Here is a 22,418-nt window from a genome sequence, read left to right on the forward strand (position 1 = left end):
GATATAAAAGAGCGACTTTTTTTATGTTCTCTCGAGTGTTTTTCATTATTTGCTTCATTCTTTCCGGATGTACAAAGATTCCCGATGTTTCGACGCAGTACTACCTGACTAAGAGCACGCTACGTCTGGATGTATCACGAGCGTTGACTTGCAGCTCTGGCGGTCAGATTGAAATCACCGATGCCGTCAGCCCTGTGATCGTAAATTCAGCGGATCTGGGCGCGCGTCGAGAATTCGATTTACAAAAACTTAAATCCACATTTACTGATCCGAGTGTCACAGTGAAGTTCTACGATGATGGTCGATTGCAAAGTATAAATGCGACACAAACAGGGACTGCAAAGCAGATAATTGAATCGTCGTTGTCTTTGGTGAACACTATTGGTTTGACAGGGACCCCAAAATCCGCACTGCCAGGAGATATTCCCCCGTGTGACTATATTGAGAAGCATGGAAGCAAAGGCATACTCACGCTGCAATATTCTGAATCAATGAACGTTCCGGGTGCTGGTAAGCAAGTACTCAAACCGGTTGGGGTGAGCAAAATCTACCACAACTACCTGTCGAGACTAATTGGAGAAGAATTTGGAAGTGTTCATGCCCACATTGACCGTTCAGATCTGACCCGCCTCAGCCATCCGGTGGAAATCGGGTCAGAGGACAAGTCTGACTATTTGTGGGCTCGGCAATTGACCAAAGTTCGAATTCGAATTCACACAGACAAAAAAGATGAAAAAATCTGGAATGGATCCGTCCTTATGGCGCTACCCGGGAATGACTACAAAATTCCGATACCACGTCGACCCGCATTTGGGAAACAAGAATTCCAGGTTGCATTTTCTGAGTCCGGTTCACTTTCAACCCTGAAATACGCTTCTGAGTCAGGTACAGCGGACGCGATAAGTATTACGGAATCAACAGTTGGCGAGCTTCAAGGACCCAGCGCAGCCGACCAGGCCAATGCGCTCAAGGCGGAGGCCGACTTGATCAAACAACGGGAACGACTGGCGATCTGCCGTGCTAATCCGAGCGAGTGTAATTGATCAAATGCTGGACGGAACTTCAAAGGGATCGCGTTTGACGACCATGCAACCGTGTAAATCCCGAAGTCCAATACATCTCGGATCTCATTGGTTTCAACGCGAAGGCCACTTTGACCAAGTCCAGGACAATCGGACCTTCGAACACATTTCGTAACCCGACCAGGCCAAGAGACTATGACCAGAAGTGAACGCATTGTGGCAGTGGAAGATGCCGGGTGTTTGAATTTCTATTGATCCGAGGCGGGTCAGCCGCTTAGCTGAATTGCGAATTCTCTCGCACGCATAGTAGAGTGTCTTTCAAAAATCGCGTCGACATTGGTTCGGTTCTGTCGCAAGTTTCTTTAACTTTATGTTTGAGTTTTAACCCCTAGGATACCAGCAGCCCGAGTTTCAACTTGGGAATGCACAGAAGATGGTTTCATTTAAAGGTGCGCACTTCCCAAAGGATGTGATCCTACAGGCCGTTTTCTTCTATCTGCGCTACGATGCTTCCTATCGCAATCTGGAAAAATTAATTGCGGAATGTTGCGTAGATCTCGATCATACAACGTTTAACGGTTGGGTCAGTCGATACGCCGACCTCGTAGCTGATGCCGCGCGGTATAGGAAACGCCCCACAATCCGTTCATGGCGCATGGATGAAACGTATGTTAATGTTAAAGGCGAATGGATTTACCTTTATAGAGCCATCGATAAATAAGGCAAAGCTCTTGACTTCATGCTGCCCAAGTTCTGGAACAAGGCCGCTGCGACGAAGTTCTTCGCTCGCGCCCCCTAGGTGAACGGACAGAACGCAAGATCGTCATCGACAAAAGTGGCGCCAACACGGCCATAAACAAGAAGCTGAAAGGCTTTGGTTGCTCAATACCGATTGAGATGGTCAGGCGGAAGGACATCAATAACACTATTGAACAAGTCCATCGATTCATCAAACGACGGATCAGGCCCATGCTAGGCTTCAATTCCTTCGCTTCAGCCGCATCTGTCCTGAATGGCATTGAGTTGGTCGACATTATCCGCAAGGGTCAGTTTACGCTTGGACTCCGCCCGTTTCAGCAGTTCGCCCAACTGGCGGGATACCCGGCTCACAAACTTCACTGATGCTGCCGCTACAAAATTTGCGACAGAACCCAGCCTGCGGCCCCGTCAGAACTGACCATCCACGCTAATCCATGCGATGATGCCAGTTGAAATAAAAGTGATATCGGCTACGCTTTCATCATTGGAGAGCTGGAAAGAATTCTATGAATTCTACTAGAACCGCAGTTATGCCTACGAGGCGCAGAGTACTGTTCGGGGGCTTGGCGGCGACTGCATTGCCTGGATGTTATGGCCAGGGCGAGGGCCGAAATATCAGCCCCGAAGGCCTACCCTCGGTGCCGGTGGACATTCACAATCACATATTCAACGCAACCGATGTGCCAATACCCGGGTTTGTAGAACAGGTGCTGCTGCGCGACCCTGAGACGCCGGTACCCGGAGGGCCATCAGTCGCACGATCCCTCGTACGCCTAGTCGTTGACATCGTGTTGGCCGCCCGGGGGACACCTACCGCGTCGGAAGAACTGATTGAAACTGCGAATTTGCAACGACTGCCTGTTCGTGACGGCGGGGATATGTTGATACAAGATCGCCGTTCGGTCGAGGCAGGGCTGGTTGCGCTAGAAAGCCGGGTGGATTCGGCTGGGCGCGCACGTCAGGGGGCTTTCATCACCGACGGCACATTGCCCGTGCCAACCGGCGACGAAATCCTGTTTTCACTGCTTGCGACCGAAAGTGACATCCCGGTAAATCCGGTTGGACGGGCCGGTAACATTCGCGATTCTGCCCGTGCCGGCAATCAGGCCCGCCAGATCGCCGATGCCATCTACGCGGATGAAGCATTTCGGGACGACCCAAGCTTCAAATCCCTGTCCGAGCGCAAAAACCCGGATCTGAGCCTGATTCAAACCCTGATGTGGGCCGGGCTACTGACGCGCAGCCGCGTTGACATCCTAGGTGAGCTGATCCGGTTATATGCCCATCAAACTGCAAAGGCCGACACGAACGACCCTCTTGGGTCCAATGGTATCAAGGTATTCTCTCCGTCCCTTGTGGATTTCACCTATTGGCTTCAGGACGGACAGGTCCGGGATGCTGATCGCAGCGGGCGGGACATCACGGATCAGATTGATCTCCTGTCGCGTATGGCTTTGCTGGAGCGCGGAGCTTTGATATTGCCTTTCGCACCCTTTTGCCCATTGCGTGCCGCATTTTACCGCAAGAACGGGAACCCGAACTGGCTGAGGACCATCCAAAAATCCGTCGATTTCCAAGGGTTTGCGGGCATCAAACTTTATCCACCAATGGGTTTTTTACCGTTGGGCAACACCAGATTCGACGCACCGGGCTCCGGCAAGCCCCGCGCCTTGCAGGAGCTCGGGATCACCGGGCAAGAAATCGACAACGAGTTGCGCGCCCTATACGACTGGTGCGCTGCCGAAGATGTCCCGATAAAAACACATGGCAACAATTCACTGGGCGCGGATGCCTGCACCGGGCAAAACGCATCGGCCGCAAATTGGAAACCGGTGTTGGAAACCAAGGAGTGGAGTGGCCTGAGACTAAACATCGCCCATTTTGGCGGCTTTGATGAAGAACGGTTCCGGACCGCCCCCGGATGCCCAATCCAGACGCAAGCCTACGAATGGCAAGCCGCAGCACTTATCGCGAAATACAATAATGTCTATGTCGATCTGGGATACTGGACCGACGTTACAGGTAGCAATCGCGATCAGTCGCAAGAAATCATAGATTTGCTGGATAACCTGTTGAATCGGAGCGAAAACCTCAAATCTCGACTGATGTATGGTTCGGACTGGACTATGCTTGGTCGTGAAAACCAGCATGCGGGCTATTATAACGACGTGCGCAAGGCGTTAAAGGAATCCGTACTCGAAAAATCTGACCAAATTGCCATCCTGGGAGCCAACGCCTTAAGATACTTAGGACTGGACCGCCGCGGAAAACAGTTTAAGCGGTTGACCGGATACTTCAAAGCCGCGCCCCAATTTAATACCATAATTACCCTGATACGCCCCTCCTCAAACCTATTGGCCGTAGCACGCGACGCACTCAATCAGCGGTAGCCTACCCATTGTGCTCGATTGTTTGGCAACCTAGTTACAGACCACAGAGAGACGAAGTTAATGCCAGATGCTCTAGGGGCGAATGCGATATCCTTCGGACAACCGATTTCGTTCGGCCAGTATCAGCTCCTCAAGACGTTGAGCCGTGAGTGAAATCCCAGCAATCTCGCCATCCGTAGCGGCTTCCAGTTCCTCCAGTCGCTCGCCAACCCGGGTCAGGACTTCGATAGGTTGCGTTCTCAAGGATCCTTCGGCGAACTCGATAAGAAGGCTGGATAAACCACGCTTAGCTAGGACTTCCAGCGGCGCTGCGCGCAGTTTTTCGCGGGCTTGTTCAAATTCACCACCTTCCGCATAGACGCGCGTATTTATTTCCCAATACAGGGCCTTCATCTGTGACGTTTCGACTTGCGAAGCCAGCGTGTTTCGCTGACGGGCCTGCGCCAACCAGTAAGCAGGTGATCGACCTGGTATTTCAGTCCTGCGGCGAGCCAGGCGCGCGTTGGCAAGCTCAAGCGCCATTGCGGTCAGCGCGAACTCGGCTTCGCTGTGGCGTGCTAACATGCCTTGTGCCATATACGATGCTGCCTGAACAGCACTGCCGATCCGCGCCTGGCCGTTTCTGAAGTATTGAACGAAGCGCGCGCCATCACCGCTGGCGAAAACCGGCAGATCAACATCCCCCTGCATTACGAGTGACCCGGGTAGCCTGTCACTTCCTATGCAGTCATCCTCCTCTAGTTTTCGCAAAAATTCACGATATGTCCCGCCATTTGACTGCGCAAACGTTCGCAGAATCGCGGCTGCGAATGGAGAAGCGATGTCCACTGTTTCGACACCTGGATCACAGGCCTGGCGTCTAGTCATAGCCTGCGTCAGACGACCATCGACCCAGAGATGAACTTGACGCAGCGTATGCGGCTCAACGGGAACCACGCGCGACCAGGTTGATGCGGGTTCTAAATCGGAAATTTGCGGGTGCGAAGAGTAGAGATGTTTTTCGAGGATAACATCTCGCCGGTCCGACAAGACAGGTCGGAAAAATTGAGTATCATAAATTGCCAGGACCCAACGATCGGCCAGAATGTCCGTCAACTCGGCCAGATCGAACCGATACGCATAGGGATCGCGTAGCCGCTGGCTGAAGTCTGAGAATTCCAACAGTTCAGAATCAGATGATATATATTCCTGCCCGGCCGTGACGAGATACCGCCGCCCGCTCTGCTCATCCCCACGACCACTGAACACCAACAAGATCACATCGTTTGGCCGGTCAGTGGTCATCTGAGCCAGATCAGAAATATGCCTACGAATATCCTCGGCGGTGGTAGGTACGAGAGCAGGAATCGCCTCAATTTCGATCACGTTGCCTCCGGCGCCTCTCGCAGAGAGCCTTACGGCTTGTTCCAAGCCAATAACATAGGCTTCAAGGTCTTTAAGCGCATGCGGAACATCGCCGATCAGTGGAGACAAATAAGTCTCGACACCAACCGGCGCGATTATGACACGCCGCGCGGCCGATCCAGTCAGATCGTGCATTCGTGATAGGATCGATTTTGAGAGTTCGTCGAAAGCGGATTGGGTGGCGGCCTGACCGGGTGTTTCGCCATTTTCTGGAAGGGCCTCAATGGCGGCAAGGGACCTTTCGTAAAGTTCAGCCGCGCTGTGAATATCGCCCGCCATATCGGCACGTGCGGCGTCTTCCAATATTCCGAAGATGCTGAAATCGCTAACGTTGTTCTGCAGCGTCACACAAGTAGCGAGATCGAGGTCCAGACAGCCCTGCGCAGCCATTGATGCTACTTCGCTTAGCGGCGCCAATGAATCCACGAGAGGCGCCAACAAATCAAAGCTGCCCGCGACTTGCCAGAGGGGCTCTCCTGGTGTCCAGTTATCGCTAGGCGAAAATTCGTTGAAATTCGAATGAAGGAGGCGTATCGCCTCAAAAATTTCGGCGTCTGTTCGCTTCTCTAAAATTCCTTTGAAAAGAATGGAGCTGGTGCCATCGCGGGCGATCATGGGTAGCGAATTTTGTGTAGCTATCGAAAACCCGAGTTGCTGGGGAGGATTGGAAGTGAAGGTCATACCGTTGGGCTGTCCAGCGGTCAGAAGAAGCATCTGGTCTTTAGGCACTTGTTGTTTCAGGATACCGCCGCAAGGCGCATCAAAGACAAACACAAAAGGCGCGCCGTTGCTCTCGCGCAGTTCTGCAAGAATTCTGTCCCACGGGTATATGAGCTCACATTCTCCCAAGTCACCGTCAAAACTAAGAGGTTTTCCTTCACTGCCGGAATAGACGACCAGCGGTGGTGTGTTGGCGCTGGATTGGCCGAGATAGGCGCCCGCTTCTGCAAGCAACATGCTTTTTTCTGTTGATGTTCCAAATTCGGGCAACGTCACCGACAAGATTTTATTTCGACCAAACCGCAGCGCAAGCGCGTCGGCTACCGGGAAATTCGTCGCGAAGCTATTGCTCATCTTCAGAACCAGGATACGCGCGTCCGGATCAGCCTCGAGCGCATCAAGATAGTCGGCAAAACTGGCATAAACCGGGGAGGCATGGCCTTCAGAGAAAAGGTCCAGGAATTCAGTTTCGGACTCCGCCAGTGCCGCTCGTGATATGGTTTCTGCCTCGGTTGCGGCGTCAAAACTGTTTATTTTCCGCCCAAGAATACGCAGTTGCAGGCTGCGAAAATGGGCCCTGGACGACTGCTCCGGATTGCGACCACGTACCTCGTCAAAATGAAAAAGCGCAAGATCGTTCAGGATTTGAGAAATATCGGAATCTTGAACGGCCCAAGCTGCACCCATCAATGCCGTCCCTAATTTCAGATGATCGCTGCCACGTTGTCGGCTGGTCTGGCCAAGAACGATATCCGTTGCGAAGCCATCATTGCGCGGCAAGGTCTCTTTAAGCGCCGTTTCAACATATCCGATAATTTCCCCTGTTGTTAGGAGACCGTCTACGCCAGCCGCAGCGCCATCAAGCGCGTCGATCATGTGTTTTGCAAAGATGCTGCGTCCAAGTTCGACCTGCTCGAATGTATTCCGTCCCCTGGGCGTGGCTGGAATCACCGCAACCTCGGCTTCGCCTATGCTCAATTCGCGTGCGAGTCGCGCAACTTCCTCGATGATGCGGTCATCCGTTGGCACGTTCATCAGTATTGCGCCAGGCTCGGCGGCATTTCCTGCTCCGCAGACATTGACGATAAAAGCGATCTTGACCCCTGCGATGTCGTTACCTGAAATCTGCTCCTCCAGAATTTCCCGAAGGCTGTCGAATTCCAAGTAGTTTAGTTCGGGTACAGGGTCGTAGTCGCTGGGAAGGATCAGAAGCTCGCCGGTGCTTGAAAGGGTGCCGTGGCCGCCAAGATACACCACCACCGTGTCGTTATTCCTGATTTTTCTGGCAAAGCTGCGAACCGCGTTGCGCAGTCTATGTTCCGTCAGATGTGAACCATCTGCATCATCTGCCAGATGCAATTCGCTTTGTTCATCCAGATTTGCGACTACACTGAAGCGCTCAAAGATATCCTTGGCATCATCCGCGGCGAACTCAAGTTTGTCGAGCTCAGGGTGTTCGTAATTCTCAATCCCAGCAGCGAAAACAAGAAGCCGTGGCTCAGCCGCCTGACCATAAGACAGGCTCGGTGAGAGGAGCAATATCGTCAGCAGAAGACGTATCATCTCCGGATATCCAAGAGCTTATTGTCGATGAGAGTAGCGCTAGCCGGATGGCGGCGCAGATCCTCAATGATCGCAGTGGCCGGCAAGACCCGTTCGTGCACCTTCCAACTGGCCGATCGGCGTAACCCCGTGTCAGGCATGCCCTTGTTTAAGATGCCGACAACACATTGGTCGTTTTCGCGGTCGAAAACTGGTCCTCCGGAATTTCCACGGAAGGTGTCTGCCACAATCCCCATGCGTGGCTGGCCGCCCTCGCGAATGTCGTAGAACCTGCGCCAAGAAAGAATTGCGGCGTTGGAGTCTTCGATGACATAGCTTTGGTCAAGCTCTGCAAGAACGGAAGAATGGTCTGATGTATCAATGAAGTCGGCTTCGACGTCGAGCCTCAAAAGGTCGAAGTCGCTGCCATCAAGAATCCGGAATGGAAATTCGACTCTCGCATTGTCATGTACCGTTGCCGGCCGTGCTTGAGGATAGCCGACCACATAGATCGGATCTCCACGCTGAGGAGAGCCCTCGCGCAGGCATTGGGGTTTGGGAGCGACCTTGCGTCCGGGCAGCAATTCGGCCTCTGGTAAATGGGCGTCGTTGTCAGGTGGCACAATCCGAACCAGTGCATAGTCAAGCAAAACATTGTCGAAATCGCGCGCAATGATCCTGGGCCATTTGTCGAGTGCGGGAGCGACCGGCATCGGGTCAATTTCCCGACGCACAACCGTGCCATTTGTCAGGTTTGGAAATTGCACATAACCGAACCAGACTTCGTAATGCTCAGGAGGCGCTTCAAAACAATGACCTGCCGTCAACACAAGATCTTCGGCAACCAGCACTCCGGTACAAACCGCACGGTTGCTGCCCGCCTTCGCAATGGCGACGACAGAGGCGGAATCTTCGAAGATGCGACTGTATCGCCATGCTGGATAATTGTCGACACGGCCATAGATCGCCTTGAACCCAGGCGTATCCGGGAAGAAATCTGCAATTGTTACGCGCAACCATCGCCATTCTCGAGCCAAGTTTGCACGTCCAGCGGAATCCGCTTGGGCATATTGTCTAAGGATATCGCTGACATTATCGAGCGTCCTCACGCCAAGTGGGGTCGACCGGTCAAGAGTGTTGGTGGCAACATTCATTGCGCCGGGTGTCGAGGCCGCCTCAAATCCCGCGACAATCTGGCGGATGGGGGCGCCCCCTGACCCTTCCCCAATCGTTGAAAAAGGGACAAGTTCAGTCGCTTGTGCCGCCTCCGTCTGAACTTGGCGTTTTGCGACAACCCTGTACTCCTCTACTGTTAGGGACCCGGTTTCCCCAAGCGCGCCGCTTACTCCGAGAAGCACGCCAACGGCCATTGCTCCAATCCTATCCGGGTTTTCAACCAAGGCGACGGGCAATATCCTCTCCTCAGGTGAAAAGACATATTCGCCCGCCAGTTTTTCCAGAAAACGCCCGGTCACTTCACTTTCGGCAAATCGGTCACGCAACAGACTTCGGGCGTCTTCGACACGCGAGGCCACATCTTCGACAGTTTGGGCGGTGGCTTGAGGTGCCACGATAATCGCAAAAAGAACGTATGTTAGCGCTTTAAAATCCATCAAAACCTCTGTTTTGATCGAAAGTATCAATATGATATAGTTTATGATTATTAATTTGATTCAATCAAGGGTGTATCATGACTATTTATCTTCGGAATTCCCGCCTTTTCCCCCTGTGTCTCGCACTGACCTTCCAGGCCCAAATTGCCACCGCTCAACAAGACCGACCCATTGACCGCATCAAGGTTCAGACAGCGGAGATGCCGACCCCCAAGATTGTAGGGGGCGAACCCGCCGAGCCGGGCGCGTTTCCTTTCCAAGTTGCGCTCATAGCGTCGCATGTGGCCGAAGGGAGCGAGGCCTTCGGCCAGTTCTGTGGCGGCTCGCTTGTGGCCAAGGATTGGGTCCTGACTGCGGCACATTGTGTTCCTGCTACAGCTCCCGAGGAAGTCCAAATTTATGCAGGATCGCAAACGCTGCCCACGGGTAATGGTGCTGCTCCGGCCGGCGTACGCGTGGGGTTGGAACGTATCGTTTCGCATCAGGAATACGATGCCGCGACTAAGGATAACGATATCGCGCTTCTGAAGCTTGAACGCCCGATCGAAATCCAGACGACGCAGCCCGCGACCGTTGACAATTTCTCTACAGCCTTAGCGGATGGCGCCGAAGTTACTGTCATTGGCTGGGGGCACACCTCGGAGGGCGGCCAAAGCACGCCGGTGCTGCAGGAAGTTTCGGTCGCATTGCAACCGAGGGACACCTGCGAAGAGAATTATGGCCAGTTCCTTAATACCTTACCCGGCGGAGCTCCGATCATCACCGACAATATGTTCTGCGCCGGCCGCCCCCAAGGCGGCGTCGATAGCTGTCAGGGTGATAGTGGCGGCTTTATCGGAATAAAGAGCGACAATAATGGTGATGGTTGGATTCAGTTTGGCATCGTGAGTTGGGGCATCGGCTGCGCTCGGCCGGAACTCTTTGGCGTTTATACAAATGTCGCCAATTACATCGACTGGCTTACAGAAGTTCAGAGCAACTTTTGAGCACATCGGAAGTTCACTCAAATGATGCTGTGCAAGCTTAAGTAGAAAGCGTCTAGGTATTCAATCCCAGTATCTAGTGAGTTGGGTCTAGGATGAATCGACCTGGCTCTAATGTCCAGAGTGTACAGTTGTAGCCACAAGGAGTGGGACCGCACAGCGTCTTCAATCAACGCGCAATATTGTAGGCGGGTTCTGTCGCAAATTTTGTGGCGACAACATCAGTGGAGTTGGTGAGCCGGTTATCCCACCAGCTCCGGGAACTTCTGAAACGTGCGGATATAAAGCGTAATTTGGCCTTTGCGGATCATGTGCGTCACATTGATTTCTATCGAGCATTGCCGCCGCCGAAGCGAAGGATTTGAACCTCAGCATTGGCCGAGTGCGTCTCTTCATGAAACGATGATCCTGTTCCACGATTTTGTTCAGGTATTTAGGCCTGACCATCTCGATCCGCATCGGACTCCCAAATCCTTTCAGCATCTTGTTTATGGCTTTGGTGCCAGCGGAGGTGGTCCCGCTTTTGTCGATAACAATCTTGCGCGGCTATCCGTTTACCTCAAACCCATAAGCGAAGAATAGCGTCACCATTTAGTTCAGCGTGCTGTGACCCACCAGTACACCTCGTTCAAGCATGATCTCTTTTAGATCACGGTAAGGCACCCAATACCAAAAACGGAACAATCCAGTGAACGAACCACGTTTATTCAGAGTGAAGCAACACGACTTCCATTTTCGAACAGCAGTTTTGATTGGGCGTCAACAGCCAAAACTTAGCAACAGAGCCATCTCAAACTTTCCTTAGAGCCGAAGCGGGTTTTGTAGTGATTTTAGGCACCCTTCCCTTTTTACGCTCATAATCTAATATTTTTGCTTGTTACTTTCGACACACTCTCAAATCCCATTTACACCCGATAAGTATCCCTTATCAGGCTTAAATGGATTTACTCAGAAAACGGACGTCGGGCCCCTGCCCCGCTCCCGGATTGTGCCTCTTCTACCCTGAATCATTGCGCCGGTCTTTTCGTACCTTTCAACGGATTTTTCTTACTTCACGGCGCCACAAATTGGTTACCTACCCGAGGAAATTGTTTTCTTTTGGAAGAAGTAATGGGGAGAGAAGAGTTTTTCAGTTTTCTTCCAAATATTTCCAGATGGGTGCCCGGGCGTTCCAACCTGTTGATCGCTGAACGCGTGCTACAGCGGCGTGCCAGGACTTGGTGTTCCGGTGAAGGAATTGTCCATAGAGCTTCCTTCTGATGGTCACAAATTGGAAACTGCAGCTCTTCACGATCTTGCAGCATCAAGAACAGAAGTGGCGACCTTGCCACGTGCCATGAATAGGGGACATACCCCCTCATGTAAGGAGCGAGCTTACAAAGGGGGTAATACCCCCCTGCCCTCTCAATAATGGAACCTTAACTGTGCGAGTTCGAGTTCCTGGGCATCTCCCTTGCCGCTTACGCGATAAACTATGCGATCTTCTTTGGTGATCCTGCGTGACCACCAGCCGCTGAGATCACCCTTTAGCGGCTCAGGCTTACCAACACCTTGGAATGGCGTTCGCATCGTCTGCTTGATCATGTCGTTAATGCGCTGATGAATCTTTGGATCAGCCACCTGCCAGTGCAGATAGTCTTCCCAGGCCTGGTCCGAGAAAACTAACTTCACTCGATGAGATCTCGTTTGTCACCCTTGCCAGCATCCAACTGAGCAATAGATGCACGCAGGCGCGTCGCGTTGTTGGGCGTCGACAGAAGATGCATTGTCTCCTGAATCGAGTTCCAGGTCTCCAAAGATACCATTACGACGGATTCACGGTTCTTGCGTGTCACCACAATTTCTTCAGCGTCATTGATAACGCGATCCATGACACCTTTGAGCTCTTTTCGAGCGTCGGTGTACGTCATGACATCCATGTTTTAAGCTCCTCTTGAGTTGTACAGTATATTGTACGGGCTTCGATGAATGTCAAGTTTTGTGCTTCTACCAAAAATTTTGGGCTCTTCGCTTTAGTCTAGACTATGCTAGATGTATCTAAAGATATCTAGATAAATATTAATGTAGACTTGTTGACACTTGTTTTTTATCGGCAATTTTGTACTTATGTGGTGAAGTCTAGACCTAGCTAGACTAAGCTAGATGTATGGTTGTCTAGCAACAGAAAGGTAGATCATTATTTATCTATCTATCTTCATCTAGCTAGAGCGAGATTTCTCTGCATAGATTGATCCAAAGGCAGGTAATAGCAGGAGCAAAAAAATGTCCGTAATCTCTTTCGCCACTTCAAAAGGTGGTGCTGGCAAGACCACGGCTTGCATCGTTTTGGGGACGACGTTCGCAGACCAACTAAAAGTCAGCATCATCGACGCAGATCCCGCACACAGGGTGAACAGATGGGCCGAAAAGGGTCCGTATCCCAAAAGCATTACAGTGATCAAATGCGCCGACGAAAATAGGATCATGGATGTGATCGAAGCTGAGCAGGAAAAATCGGACGTCGTTCTGGTCGATCTAGAAGGCGTGGCATCTAAACTAAACAGCTACGTGTTTTCTATGTCTGACCTTGTGATCGTACCGACAGGTGACGAGCAGCAGGATGTCGAGGACGCAATCCTAACACTGAAGCAGATCAAACTGGATAGCCGGGCATCGCGACGCGATATTCCAGCCAAAGTACTGTTCGCACGCACAAAAGCAGCAGTTAAATCGCGGCTGGAGAAGAAGCTGAATAAGCAAATGCGGGACAATGTCGATTGCTTCGAGGCTGAGCTTAAGACACGAACAGCATTTTCCAGCATTCACAATAGCGGCGGCAACTTGGATAGTCTGCCAAGTGATGTGAGTGGCGTAGACAAGGCAAAGGAAAACGCCCGGGAGATCGCCAAAGAAATCATCGCGACCTTCCAGCAGGCGAAGCAGGAGGCCGTGGCATGAACGAGCGCAATGATCTCGATTTCGGAGCTCTGAAGGGCCCTGTCAAACCAAAACCGGTCGAACCGGAAGGGCAGGGGGCCGTTGTTGAACAATGGCCGTCAAGAAGCCCGGCATCGGCACCTGTGGCCCCTGTGGAGCGTCAAAGTAAGCCAAAAGTGTCTCTCGAAGCTCAGGTCTCCATTCGCGGCCCTCACGAGATCATAGAGCGGTTCAAAGGCAGCTGTCAGGTGGGTCGCGCTCGACTTTCATACTACGACAAGATCGCGGGCCTTCTAGACCTGGAAGACAAGTTGCTCGAGTTAGAAATTGGTGGGCGCAACGCGGAACCGATGGATATCCTTTTGGAGCTAATCCAGCGGAGTAGATGATGGATAGATACTCGGCTCAGTAGGGCAGGGCCTTACATTTTTCACAGTAAGACGCCTAGGTTGAGATTTTCTGGGCGTTTTCATTTTTAAGACCGTTTATGCCATGAGGGAATTTCAAGCTCTGTTGGCAGCCGTTCAGGCGTTTGGACAGAGCGCTTCTCTAGCTATCCTTTGAATACAGCTCAACGATCTTGGCCAATTTCAGAATAGTGACATTTTGCGAGCTCCCGAGTTTCATTTTTTGATCGTGAGGGTTTCTGGCTGGCCACTTGGTCATGAGATGCTACCCTCTCAATGTTCCAAACATTTCAATGCAGAATGCAAAAGTGAAGAATTTAGGAGTCTGTGGGGCGGTCCCACTGTCGTCTTAGTTCCAAGCTCTCCCTTCTATCTTATTCTAAGATTCAAGATTCAAGAGCGATTACATAAATATTTTCAAAGGCTTATCGACTTAAATGTGAAGGATTTAGGTGGTTGAGTGAAGGATTTAGGAGAATCCGGCGTTTTCTGTGAGGCTTTTAGGAGCTTTCTGTGAAGTTTTTAGGAGTACCTCCAAGAGTTATCCATAGGCTGTATGCCAACTATGAAGAAATTAGGAGCCACTTTCTGTGAAGGATTTAGGACTCCTAACTATGAGGTTTTTAGGATTACTGTGAAAATGGAATATTGTGTTTTCATTTTTATGCGACTCACTCTAAGCTGCGGGTATGAGCAGTAACGATAAGCAACTTGTCATCAATTTGACGCCAACTCCAGATCAAGCCATGAAGCCGGCGGAGTTGATTAAAATGAAAGCAGATCAACAGCTTAGTCTTGTTGAAAGACGAGCTGTGACAGTGCTTTGGCACAATGCACATCAGCAGAAGATCAAAAAGGGTAAGGTCTATACGATTCCCGTCAGTGATCTTGCAGCTCAGGGCTATAACGCATCTTCATCTGAAATGAAGCAGGTCCTGGAGCGCCTCCAGAAGACGTTGGTTGTAATGTATAATCCAGCGACCGATACGCGTGTTTCCACACAACTGCTGAGCTCAACGATAGAGAAGGGGGTCTCCAAGCGGAACGGTGTGCTGGAGTACCGGTTCACAGATGAGATGTTTGAGTTCATCAAAGACTCGGAAATCTGGGGCAGCATCGAGATTCCGGTGCTGATGCACCTGTCGTCTAAGTACGCAATCTCACTCTACGAGCAGGCGTCCCAATGGGTGAAACTTCGGTATAAACACAACGAAGAAATGCCCATCGATGAGTTCCGTCGCATCATCGCCATCGAAGAAAAGAAGTATCCGGCTTTTGGATCTCTGAACAAGCACGTCATCAAGAAAGCGGTTAGTGAAATCAACGCTTTGGCGGACTTTAACATTCAGATCATGCCGATCAAAACAGGGAAGAAGGTGACTCATGTCAACATCTTCTGGCACGAGAAATCTATCGATGAAAAGAAGTCTGCTTATCAGGAGCTGAGCCGCCATAAATCAGGTCGGAAGGCTAGGATCGCAGGCGCCGTTGAGACGGTTGAACCTGTTGCCGAGTTGAGCAAATCGCAAATGCCTATCCTTGAGGACTACTCCTAAATTCTTCACAGTTGACTCGAACTATCCTTGCCAACTCGCGGGATTCCAAGAATTAACAAGGATAGTCCTAAATTCTTCACAGTTGACGTGAGTCCTAATTCTTTCACATTTATCAAGAATAGGGCAGGGCGCTACTCGCCTCGCTCAAGGAAAAGGCCCATTGCAACTACGCCGCTGAGGAAGGCTATGGCACCCATCGCGTACGCACTAGTTTTATACACTCAGTTTAGTTGTGATAAGATGCGCGCATGGATCCTGATCATTTCGTCATAATCTTCACAGTCGTCATTGGTGTCGGTGGATTAGTAGCTTGCTGGTTGACGTGGCGAAATCTGCCCAAGGAACCAACTCCGGCTACAGACGAAGAAATTGAAAGAGTATTCAAAGATGACACTAAGGTCCGAGCAATGCTCATTGATGACTACCAGCATCAGAAAAAGGGTCGAAAGGGATCGTCCGAAGAAGACGGCTCATGACATCTTCATCTTACCTGGAGTACAGAATCCTCAACCCATTGCCTGACCGCAGCCCTGTTTAGTTCTGCATCCTCATCGACCGCACTAAGAACGCGTTCTTCAAAAGCTTTCCACTGAGTTTTCGGATCGTCCGTGTCATTCAACTTCTGTCAACCACGGCCAGCTCTGGTATTATATGAGTAATATCGCGCGAGTAACCGTTTGGAGCCTAGAATGAGTGAGAATACGCCGACCTGGGATGAAATGGCAGAGGCGATAAAAACTATGGCAGCAGCGGTTGGTGCTCACGCATCGGTTAAAAATAAGTATAGCGCCCTCCGAGTGGAGTTTCCGATGCTGCCGGACAACCCTGATCACGTGCGAGCTCTGTACACTTTTGCAGAGCTGATCGAAACTGAATCCGAACGCTCAGCTAAGTGCCTGTAAGAGTTCTCACGTAAAATAAGGCCGCAACAGACCGGTTCTTCGGCGTCGATCTACCTCTGCAAACAGCTCAGCTTCGGTGGCTGTCTCAATGCAGTTTCCTCTTAGCGCCTCCAGTTCCTCTGCTGACCAGCCGTCAAACCTGGTCGAATACAAGCCCAGAGCCAGCGGCTCGTGGTAGTCTTATTCGGTCATGTTTTAGCTCTCGTCGTGCAACATGCACATAGCGTGTCAGATTTATCTCGCCCGCGGACGATATCACCTCGATGGCCGCATCTCGCGCATGTTTGCGTGCTCTCATAAATCAACCGTTGCTCGACGGGCTCAAGACATTCATGAAAACGATGAAAACTGATCGAGATTTTCCCTTCCCTGTCAGTCTTCACATCTGAGATCTGAACCGATCCTGGATCCAGGCCAGCTTCCTCAATAGCGCTCTCCATGTCGTTTAGATGCCGTGAAATCATAACGAGCCAGCCCTGGCCAATAGCTGGCCGGAGCTCCGCTATTTCCGGGCCTACAAGGTCCGGGTATCGATCCGCGATGTCCATTTCCAGGTCATCTGGCCATTTCGCCGCGGAGTCCTCAAATCTTCGCTCAATCACAGCGTTGTAACACCAGCAACATAACGTCGTTGCGTAACCCAGAATGCGCTGGGTCTCGGCAGCATTGCCGCAATACTCACACGTCTGGCTAATCCGATCAGTTGCTAACTGGATATCTTTCCAGATGGCCTTGGGATGGCCGGTCGTGTACACGACCAACGCACCCCATTTCTGCTTCACCTGGACAATTTCCGGCAGACGATTGGGCTCGTCTGAGGAGGGTATATACAAACCCTGCTCATAATCACGTCGGATATCCTCTAACGCAAATGTCAGCTGATCGATCCAACCTCGGCGATTGATTCCTAAGGTCCTCTCGATGCTAGGACCTGGGTTATCCCAGTCGACTACTGCTTGAGACATGTGCGGTACAAACCCTTTGTAGCGAAGATCCCTTTTGTCGGCCGGTCGCCGCCCGATCCGCAGCACTTGCAGAATTGGACAGAGCGATCACAGTATCGGTTGATGATCGCCTCGACCTCTGGAGTGCATCAGCTGGTTAGAACATCCAGCAGAACCGTTGAGACTCCGTAGATCAGACGAGTTCAGCCATGCCTGGCAGGACCCAGCCCTGGCGCTCCCCTTCAGTGATTGCAGCGACTTCCTTCATCACCGGCGAGGGCACGCGGTCAACGATCCAGGGGGCTTCTTCGTAGATGTATCGCGGCCCTGAATATCTGGAATGAAAAACCGCTTCCCGCAGACGGCAGAAATCCTCTCCGCGGATCGGGATCTGAACAGGAATTCCGTTTTTGTCTTCGCGAAGGGCAGGCGAGGGGGATATGCCTGAGACGATACCGTTCCAGGCTACTAGCGACAGTTTGGCAATCGAAAAGAGACCCCTGTCATTGAGGCTAAGGACATCCACACTGGTCTCGTCATGGCGAAGTGTGGGTTCGGTCAAATATGCTGCCAAAAACCCTGGGACGCCATCCAGTGGCCCTTGCATGAAGAGGCAGGTTACAGTTTTGCATCTGTCGAGATCTGCACATTGCAGTTCGAGAGCGGCGCGTTCGTCAACCACAAGTGTTTCTGAAATGTCCTTACTGCGTTGTCTCATGTCGCGGGCCAATCCAACCAGGCACGCTGCACGTTCGATGTCACAATCAGATTGAAGCTGTTCTGCCTCAGCTTCGGTCAACACAACATAGCAATCGTCATGGTCTCCAACATGGATGGTGACGGGGTAATTCCCTGGTCCACGCCGCTCGATGGTTGGCAAGATACTCAACGTATACTGGTTTAGATCCCCGTCATGTTCGGCATCCAAAAAAGGAACTGTTTCGGAGTCGGGTTGGCTCAAGGCCCAGGTGATGACCACCGGCGGCAAGTAGGTAGCCTGACCTCGGTCTATTTGCTGCGGGTTTGAGCGTAGCTCCCGTGCTTCCGTATCCAGTGTCCAACACTCACTCATGAGCATTTCCCAGCAGCCATTGGGTTGGACATATGCCACCGGTGCGTCCTTTCCCGCCCCCTCCTTGCGCGTGACGTGGTCGGTCAACAGAATCTTGTCGACCTGTTTGAGCTCCTCGAAAGCGACCTGATCAAGGCATGACTTGATCGGAAGCGAATGTTCCTTGCTCATTTGTTTTGCGGTGCGTTTCAGATCATGAACGCGTTTGGCAGTGGGCGTGAACAAAACTGACATTTTTATGTCTCCTCAGAGGTCCAGGGTCGGGCACCTAACCTCAAAGAAGCAGATGCGGTTACAAAGTTTATCTTTTTACGTTTCAGCCTAGCCTTCGACATGCCCGACAAGGGGTCAGGGCAGAAACGACGCCCCGCAGTCACGGTACCATATATGGTACTGGAGTCAATCGCGAATCGATATATGGTACCTTTCTGACTCCCGGCAGGACTTTGAGCAGGCTGTCCAATTGTTTGCCATTGGTGGATCCGGCGGTTTTTCCTGATTGACCATAGGAGGCCGCCGATCCCTGTTGATCCTGGGCCGGGTTTGTCTTGGGAGGTGTCGATCTGGCCGGTACCATGACCAATCCTCGACCACGTCTCGATCCTTTGGGTAGGATGTTCGGCGCTTCCTAAGCGTTAGTCTCTTTGTAGGGCGCTGGGGCAGATCCACGGGGGATGCCGCAATCCGCGCGAAAGGCTGCTTCAAAACCGTGAATGTTCGTTCCCGTCAGATGAGCCAGCAACCTTCTGTTATGCAAAGCTCTCAATTAGGCCCACAGGTGCTGATATCAGACACCAAAGCCCATCATTTGGTCACAAGAATGTATCTGGAACCTGCCTACGTGATCTGAATTCAGTCAGTTTGATTGACCTGATCGACATAGGGATTGTCGCAATAATCGCGGCGACCTATATGCCCGCGAATATGCTCGTCTCCACATCGGGGGCAGGCGACCACCTCATCATAACATCTCCAAAACAGGCCGGTGGTCACCACCCATTCGGAGAGTTGCGCATCGAAGTAGCAATAGACCTTTTCCTGCTTACCGACACAGGTATTGCGGTCGCAGGTGCAATACCCTTCCCGAACGATATCACCCTTCTTTTTCCAGACACCGCTGTCCAAGATGATCACATCTTTCGGCACACCGGCTTTTTCGGGCTCTTTGATGATGGATATCAGGAACTCCTCCAGATCACTCATAGTGATCTTCTGCTGTTCCAGCGCCGAAAACACGACCGAGAGAATTTTGTCTTTCGTGACATTTGATTTGACGTCCGCAGCGACCTGTTGGGTTTTACCGGCATCGCGGATCAGCTTTCGAAGGCGATTTACGTGGCCGGGAACAAATTCGGGCACGCTCTTCCCCTTTTTTGAGTTACACAGCGCGCACGCCGGCAACCAGTTCTCGAAGCCGTTGATATTGAAATCCTCTGACAGGCTATAAAGCTCATAAACACGGATGCGCTCCTCTTCATTCCAGAGCAGGGATTCTGGCAATACGTGATCGACATGGGTGTCAATCAGGCGCAGCGGCTGACCACAAATCCAGCATCTCTGATCATTGCAAGACCAAACAGCATAACGCTCCTGGTAGCTGAAGGAGCGTTTCCGGTTTCTGCTCAATGAAATTCCTCCCCACGGCATTCGTCTCAAGTGCGACGATCATCTGAAACACATCGCAGTCAGTACATCGCCTACTATATTGAGGCCGGGTTTCAAACGCCTGAAGACTGTGTTCCTGAACACCAAATCAAAGACAATTCGCCCGGCACACAGTGTGGCATGAAGAGGCGGAGTCTTCAGGGAGCAGCTCCCGGGCGCGCGCCATCGTCCGGCACACGCGGCATCTCGGCTTCCACGACGGTAAAGATGTCGCTTTTGCAGACCGACCTGATGCCCGCGGTATTGTCACCAAATCGTTTTAGGTCTGGGTTGTTTCGCAGAATAACAGCCACCTTCTCGTGGTGCGCTTTGAAGAAGAGAGTGGTTGATGGGTTGTGGTCGAGCCCATCCAACAGTTGCCCCGCGTCGCGACCAATACGCCGAATGGCGTAGTCACCCTGATTAGAATTTGTGAACTCAATCCAGCGAGAGGACTTTAGGGTGGCGGTTGGCCGTGGCGTTGCCATTCGTTGCCATATTTGGAAAACACAAGGCACATTACGTTCCTGTCCATCGACCAGAAACGCATTTTCTGTCACCTCCACGTCCAGTGACAGGTGAAAAAGCCGGTGCAAGCGATCCTGGATACTTGCTTTCCGAAACGTCCTTGGGACAATAAACGCGATAACTTCCGCCCCATTACTGGCGGCATGGTTGAAGAAATGTGTGGCCAGATGGGCCGCATTTCCAAACGGCGGATTGCCAGCATAAAGCGCAGGCGTAGCGTTCGTGTAATCAAAAAAGTCAACTGATCTGATATCTGGACCAACCGGCGCAATGTCCAATGCTGTGACTGGATGTCCAAAGGAGTGCAGGGGGTCGACGAACGCACCTGCGCCCGCGGAAGGCTCGATGACCAGCTCGAAGAGGGTATCCTGGTTTTGGTCCTTGAGATGCGCCGCCAAGATGCGGACAAGGCCTTCGGCTACATGTGGTTTGGTGTAGTATCGGTCCAGCCCGCCTTGTCTGTACCGGTCGTTCTTAATTGTCATAAAATTCTGCTTCTGAAATTCAGAAACAGAGTAGGGACCCAAGGTTTCTTCCGGGTTTAAGGAATAGAGTAGGCCGAGTGATGAGCCGGCCTGGAGTAAGCCAGACTTTTGGGCTCAACTTGGTTGCAAGCCTGGCTCTTTGCGGTGGTGCGTTGGGGCAGCTTTCAAATGAGGTCGCACAGCCCGAAGCGATGCCTGACTGTAGGGCTCGCTTACGGCTGGGGGCGAAAATAGTACGTTTAGCTCGCCAAGCCGTGTCCGTAAGGGGATCGCTGGCCGATACAGCGACAAGATGAGTGTTATCGCCTCAAACCGCGTTTCATTTGGCTGGTACAATGACGTTCTCAATGCAGGGACCGTTTTCGTACATTTGCTGTTCGCCTCAACCAACGTGAACTTGCGACATGCGGACAAAGTGAGCTTTCGCTACGGCCGCGCCAATGACGGCTTTCAAGACTTGCAGTGCATCAGCCTATCATTTTGCCGAATCAAGATACGCCAATTCAGGAACTACATGGTTCGAATCGACTTGCAGAACTTCTGCCGACACCACATTGTGCTCTACAAACGGGTCGGCAGCGACGCGCGCGCGGATTTCTTCGTCGCCCTCACCGTGTGCGAGGATAAAACCGCCGCCGACGTCCAAAGAACCGACGCATTGAAAAATACCATCAGAAATACCTTTTGCGATCCAAGCTTTGTGGTCTTCCATATGTTCTGGCGCAGAAGCCTTGTTTTCTCCGAACTTGAGTAAAATGACATGCATGGTCGAGTGGCCCTTGATTCTAATAGAAAGTTGATTTGCTATGAATGTGCACCTTTGTACCAATTTGAAAAGTAGGCAGTTTTTCCGTAGTAAGGTGGAAAAATGGAGAATTTAGTTGGCTAGTCCTGACGAAGTTGATGACGCGCAATGCCCCGCACCGATTATCTTCACGATGATCGGTGGGAAATGGAAACTATCGATCCTGAAGGTCCTGATATTTCAAGGAACCAAGAGGTTCGGGGAGCTACGTCGCGATATCGATAGTATCTCCCAGACCATGCTTACAAGCCAACTGCGCGCGCTTGAGACAGATGGTTTGATCACACGCAAAGTCTTCGCAGAAATTCCACCACGCGTTGAGTACAGTGCCACTGAGGATGGCCTGGCTCTCAGACCCATGTTTGAAGCGATGCATGCTTGGTGGCTTGGACGAAAAGTTCCCTGATGCCCACACAGGGCGAACCGATGGCTCCAAAATGAAAACGTGAACCAGACATTTGGCCTAGGCGCAGCATCGGCTACTTCGGGCTCGTTGCAGACCTTCTCTGCACGTTGTCCGAATGGCCGTTCTAGCGCTAGCGTACTATTTCGCCCCCAGCCTTAAGCGACCCCACTGTAGGGCAGGGGCACCGACAAGCATTCGATGCCCGGTGGTTTCCTTCCACGATCCACAGCTTCTCGGACGCGGGACAAAGACAACGGCGGCCACCATCAGTGATGAATTCAATTTCAGTCTTAGGTAAGCGCTTCAGGCCATCCTCAAGC

The 22,418-nt window shown here is 51.7% G+C and carries 18 protein-coding genes and 2 pseudogenes; 10 read left to right on the top strand and 10 right to left on the bottom strand.

The genetic code is table 11. The features are described from left to right. The first annotated feature begins 35 nt into the window (after positions 1 to 35). The 3 genes and pseudogenes from GOX21_RS16575 to GOX21_RS16585 all read left to right on the top strand — a co-directional run bounded on the left by GOX21_RS16575 (position 36) and on the right by GOX21_RS16585 (position 4,171). Complete coding sequence (locus tag GOX21_RS16575; RefSeq protein ID WP_170378651.1) at positions 36 to 1,043, top strand: hypothetical protein; 1,008 nt, start codon at positions 36 to 38, stop codon at positions 1,041 to 1,043. A 412-nt stretch (positions 1,044 to 1,455) separates the two neighbouring features. Beyond that, positions 1,456 to 2,144, top strand: a pseudogene (locus GOX21_RS16580) (IS6 family transposase). A 215-nt stretch (positions 2,145 to 2,359) separates the two neighbouring features. Beyond that, positions 2,360 to 4,171: an amidohydrolase family protein gene (locus GOX21_RS16585; RefSeq protein ID WP_170378653.1), complete on the top strand. Its 1,812-nt coding sequence runs from the start codon at positions 2,360 to 2,362 to the stop codon at positions 4,169 to 4,171. Positions 4,172 to 4,243: 72 nt separating this feature from the next. Here the strand turns inward: GOX21_RS16585 and GOX21_RS16590 are convergent, their stop codons facing one another. Then, positions 4,244 to 7,858: a caspase family protein gene (locus tag GOX21_RS16590; RefSeq protein WP_170378655.1), complete on the bottom strand. Its 3,615-nt coding sequence runs from the start codon at positions 7,856 to 7,858 to the stop codon at positions 4,244 to 4,246. Then, on the bottom strand, positions 7,855 to 9,450 hold the full coding sequence (locus GOX21_RS16595) for a trypsin-like serine peptidase (protein WP_170378657.1): 1,596 nt from the start codon (positions 9,448 to 9,450) through the stop codon (positions 7,855 to 7,857). Before GOX21_RS16595 ends, GOX21_RS16590 begins: the two co-directional genes overlap by 4 nt. A 77-nt stretch (positions 9,451 to 9,527) precedes the next feature. On the opposite strand from GOX21_RS16595, the gene GOX21_RS16600 reads away from it, so the two are divergent. Continuing rightward, complete coding sequence (locus GOX21_RS16600) at positions 9,528 to 10,436, top strand: serine protease (RefSeq protein WP_170378659.1); 909 nt, start codon at positions 9,528 to 9,530, stop codon at positions 10,434 to 10,436. A gap of 239 nt (positions 10,437 to 10,675) precedes the next feature. On the opposite strand, the pseudogene GOX21_RS16605 reads toward GOX21_RS16600, so the two are convergent. The 3 genes and pseudogenes from GOX21_RS16605 to GOX21_RS16615 form a co-directional block, all read right to left on the bottom strand. Next, a pseudogene (locus GOX21_RS16605) lies at positions 10,676 to 11,012 on the bottom strand (DDE-type integrase/transposase/recombinase); the annotation flags it as partial. Positions 11,013 to 11,837: 825 nt separating this feature from the next. Then, positions 11,838 to 12,104, bottom strand: a complete 267-nt coding sequence (locus GOX21_RS16610; protein WP_170378661.1) for a Txe/YoeB family addiction module toxin — start codon at positions 12,102 to 12,104, stop codon at positions 11,838 to 11,840. Beyond that, a complete protein-coding gene (locus tag GOX21_RS16615) occupies positions 12,101 to 12,352 on the bottom strand; it encodes a type II toxin-antitoxin system Phd/YefM family antitoxin (protein WP_170378664.1) in 252 nt (83 codons plus the stop codon). Before GOX21_RS16615 ends, GOX21_RS16610 begins: the two co-directional genes overlap by 4 nt. 343 nt (positions 12,353 to 12,695) lie before the next feature. Here GOX21_RS16615 and GOX21_RS16620 point away from each other — a divergent pair, with 343 nt between their 5' ends. The 5 genes from GOX21_RS16620 to GOX21_RS16640 all read left to right on the top strand — a co-directional run bounded on the left by GOX21_RS16620 (position 12,696) and on the right by GOX21_RS16640 (position 16,214). Beyond that, a complete protein-coding gene (locus GOX21_RS16620; RefSeq protein ID WP_170378666.1) occupies positions 12,696 to 13,370 on the top strand; it encodes a ParA family protein in 675 nt (224 codons plus the stop codon). Further along, entirely contained in the window at positions 13,367 to 13,738 is a 372-nt protein-coding gene (locus GOX21_RS16625) for a hypothetical protein (protein ID WP_170378668.1), read from the top strand. Before GOX21_RS16620 ends, GOX21_RS16625 begins: the two co-directional genes overlap by 4 nt. Before the next feature lie 707 nt (positions 13,739 to 14,445). Further along, positions 14,446 to 15,312, top strand: coding sequence for a replication initiation protein (locus GOX21_RS16630; RefSeq protein WP_170378670.1), 867 nt, complete (start codon positions 14,446 to 14,448; stop codon positions 15,310 to 15,312). A 248-nt stretch (positions 15,313 to 15,560) separates the two neighbouring features. Continuing rightward, positions 15,561 to 15,788, top strand: coding sequence for a hypothetical protein (locus GOX21_RS16635; RefSeq protein WP_170378672.1), 228 nt, complete (start codon positions 15,561 to 15,563; stop codon positions 15,786 to 15,788). 213 nt (positions 15,789 to 16,001) lie between these two features. Next, positions 16,002 to 16,214 (top strand): hypothetical protein, encoded by a 213-nt coding sequence (locus GOX21_RS16640; protein ID WP_170378674.1) that lies wholly within the window; start codon positions 16,002 to 16,004, stop codon positions 16,212 to 16,214. A gap of 188 nt (positions 16,215 to 16,402) precedes the next feature. Here GOX21_RS16640 and GOX21_RS16645 read toward each other — a convergent pair whose 3' ends face one another. The 5 genes from GOX21_RS16645 to GOX21_RS16665 form a co-directional block, all read right to left on the bottom strand. Next, complete coding sequence (locus GOX21_RS16645) at positions 16,403 to 17,179, bottom strand: hypothetical protein (RefSeq protein WP_170378676.1); 777 nt, start codon at positions 17,177 to 17,179, stop codon at positions 16,403 to 16,405. Between the two features lie 172 nt (positions 17,180 to 17,351). Beyond that, positions 17,352 to 18,464: a hypothetical protein gene (locus tag GOX21_RS16650; RefSeq protein WP_170378678.1), complete on the bottom strand. Its 1,113-nt coding sequence runs from the start codon at positions 18,462 to 18,464 to the stop codon at positions 17,352 to 17,354. 618 nt (positions 18,465 to 19,082) lie between these two features. Then, the gene (locus GOX21_RS16655; RefSeq protein WP_170378680.1) at positions 19,083 to 19,856 is read right to left on the bottom strand and encodes an HNH endonuclease; all 774 of its coding nucleotides are present in this window, start codon (positions 19,854 to 19,856) and stop codon (positions 19,083 to 19,085) included. Between the two features lie 176 nt (positions 19,857 to 20,032). Then, positions 20,033 to 20,887, bottom strand: a complete 855-nt coding sequence (locus GOX21_RS16660) for a hypothetical protein (RefSeq protein WP_170378682.1) — start codon at positions 20,885 to 20,887, stop codon at positions 20,033 to 20,035. Positions 20,888 to 21,362: 475 nt separating this feature from the next. Beyond that, a complete protein-coding gene (locus GOX21_RS16665) occupies positions 21,363 to 21,653 on the bottom strand; it encodes a YciI family protein (protein WP_170378684.1) in 291 nt (96 codons plus the stop codon). A 172-nt stretch (positions 21,654 to 21,825) separates the two neighbouring features. Here GOX21_RS16665 and GOX21_RS16670 point away from each other — a divergent pair, with 172 nt between their 5' ends. Beyond that, on the top strand, positions 21,826 to 22,098 hold the full coding sequence (locus GOX21_RS16670) for a winged helix-turn-helix transcriptional regulator (protein WP_170378859.1): 273 nt from the start codon (positions 21,826 to 21,828) through the stop codon (positions 22,096 to 22,098). Positions 22,099 to 22,418: the final 320 nt, after the last annotated feature.

The sequence above is a fragment of the Ruegeria atlantica genome (assembly GCF_013032005.1).
GTDB lineage: Bacteria > Pseudomonadota > Alphaproteobacteria > Rhodobacterales > Rhodobacteraceae > Ruegeria > Ruegeria atlantica_A.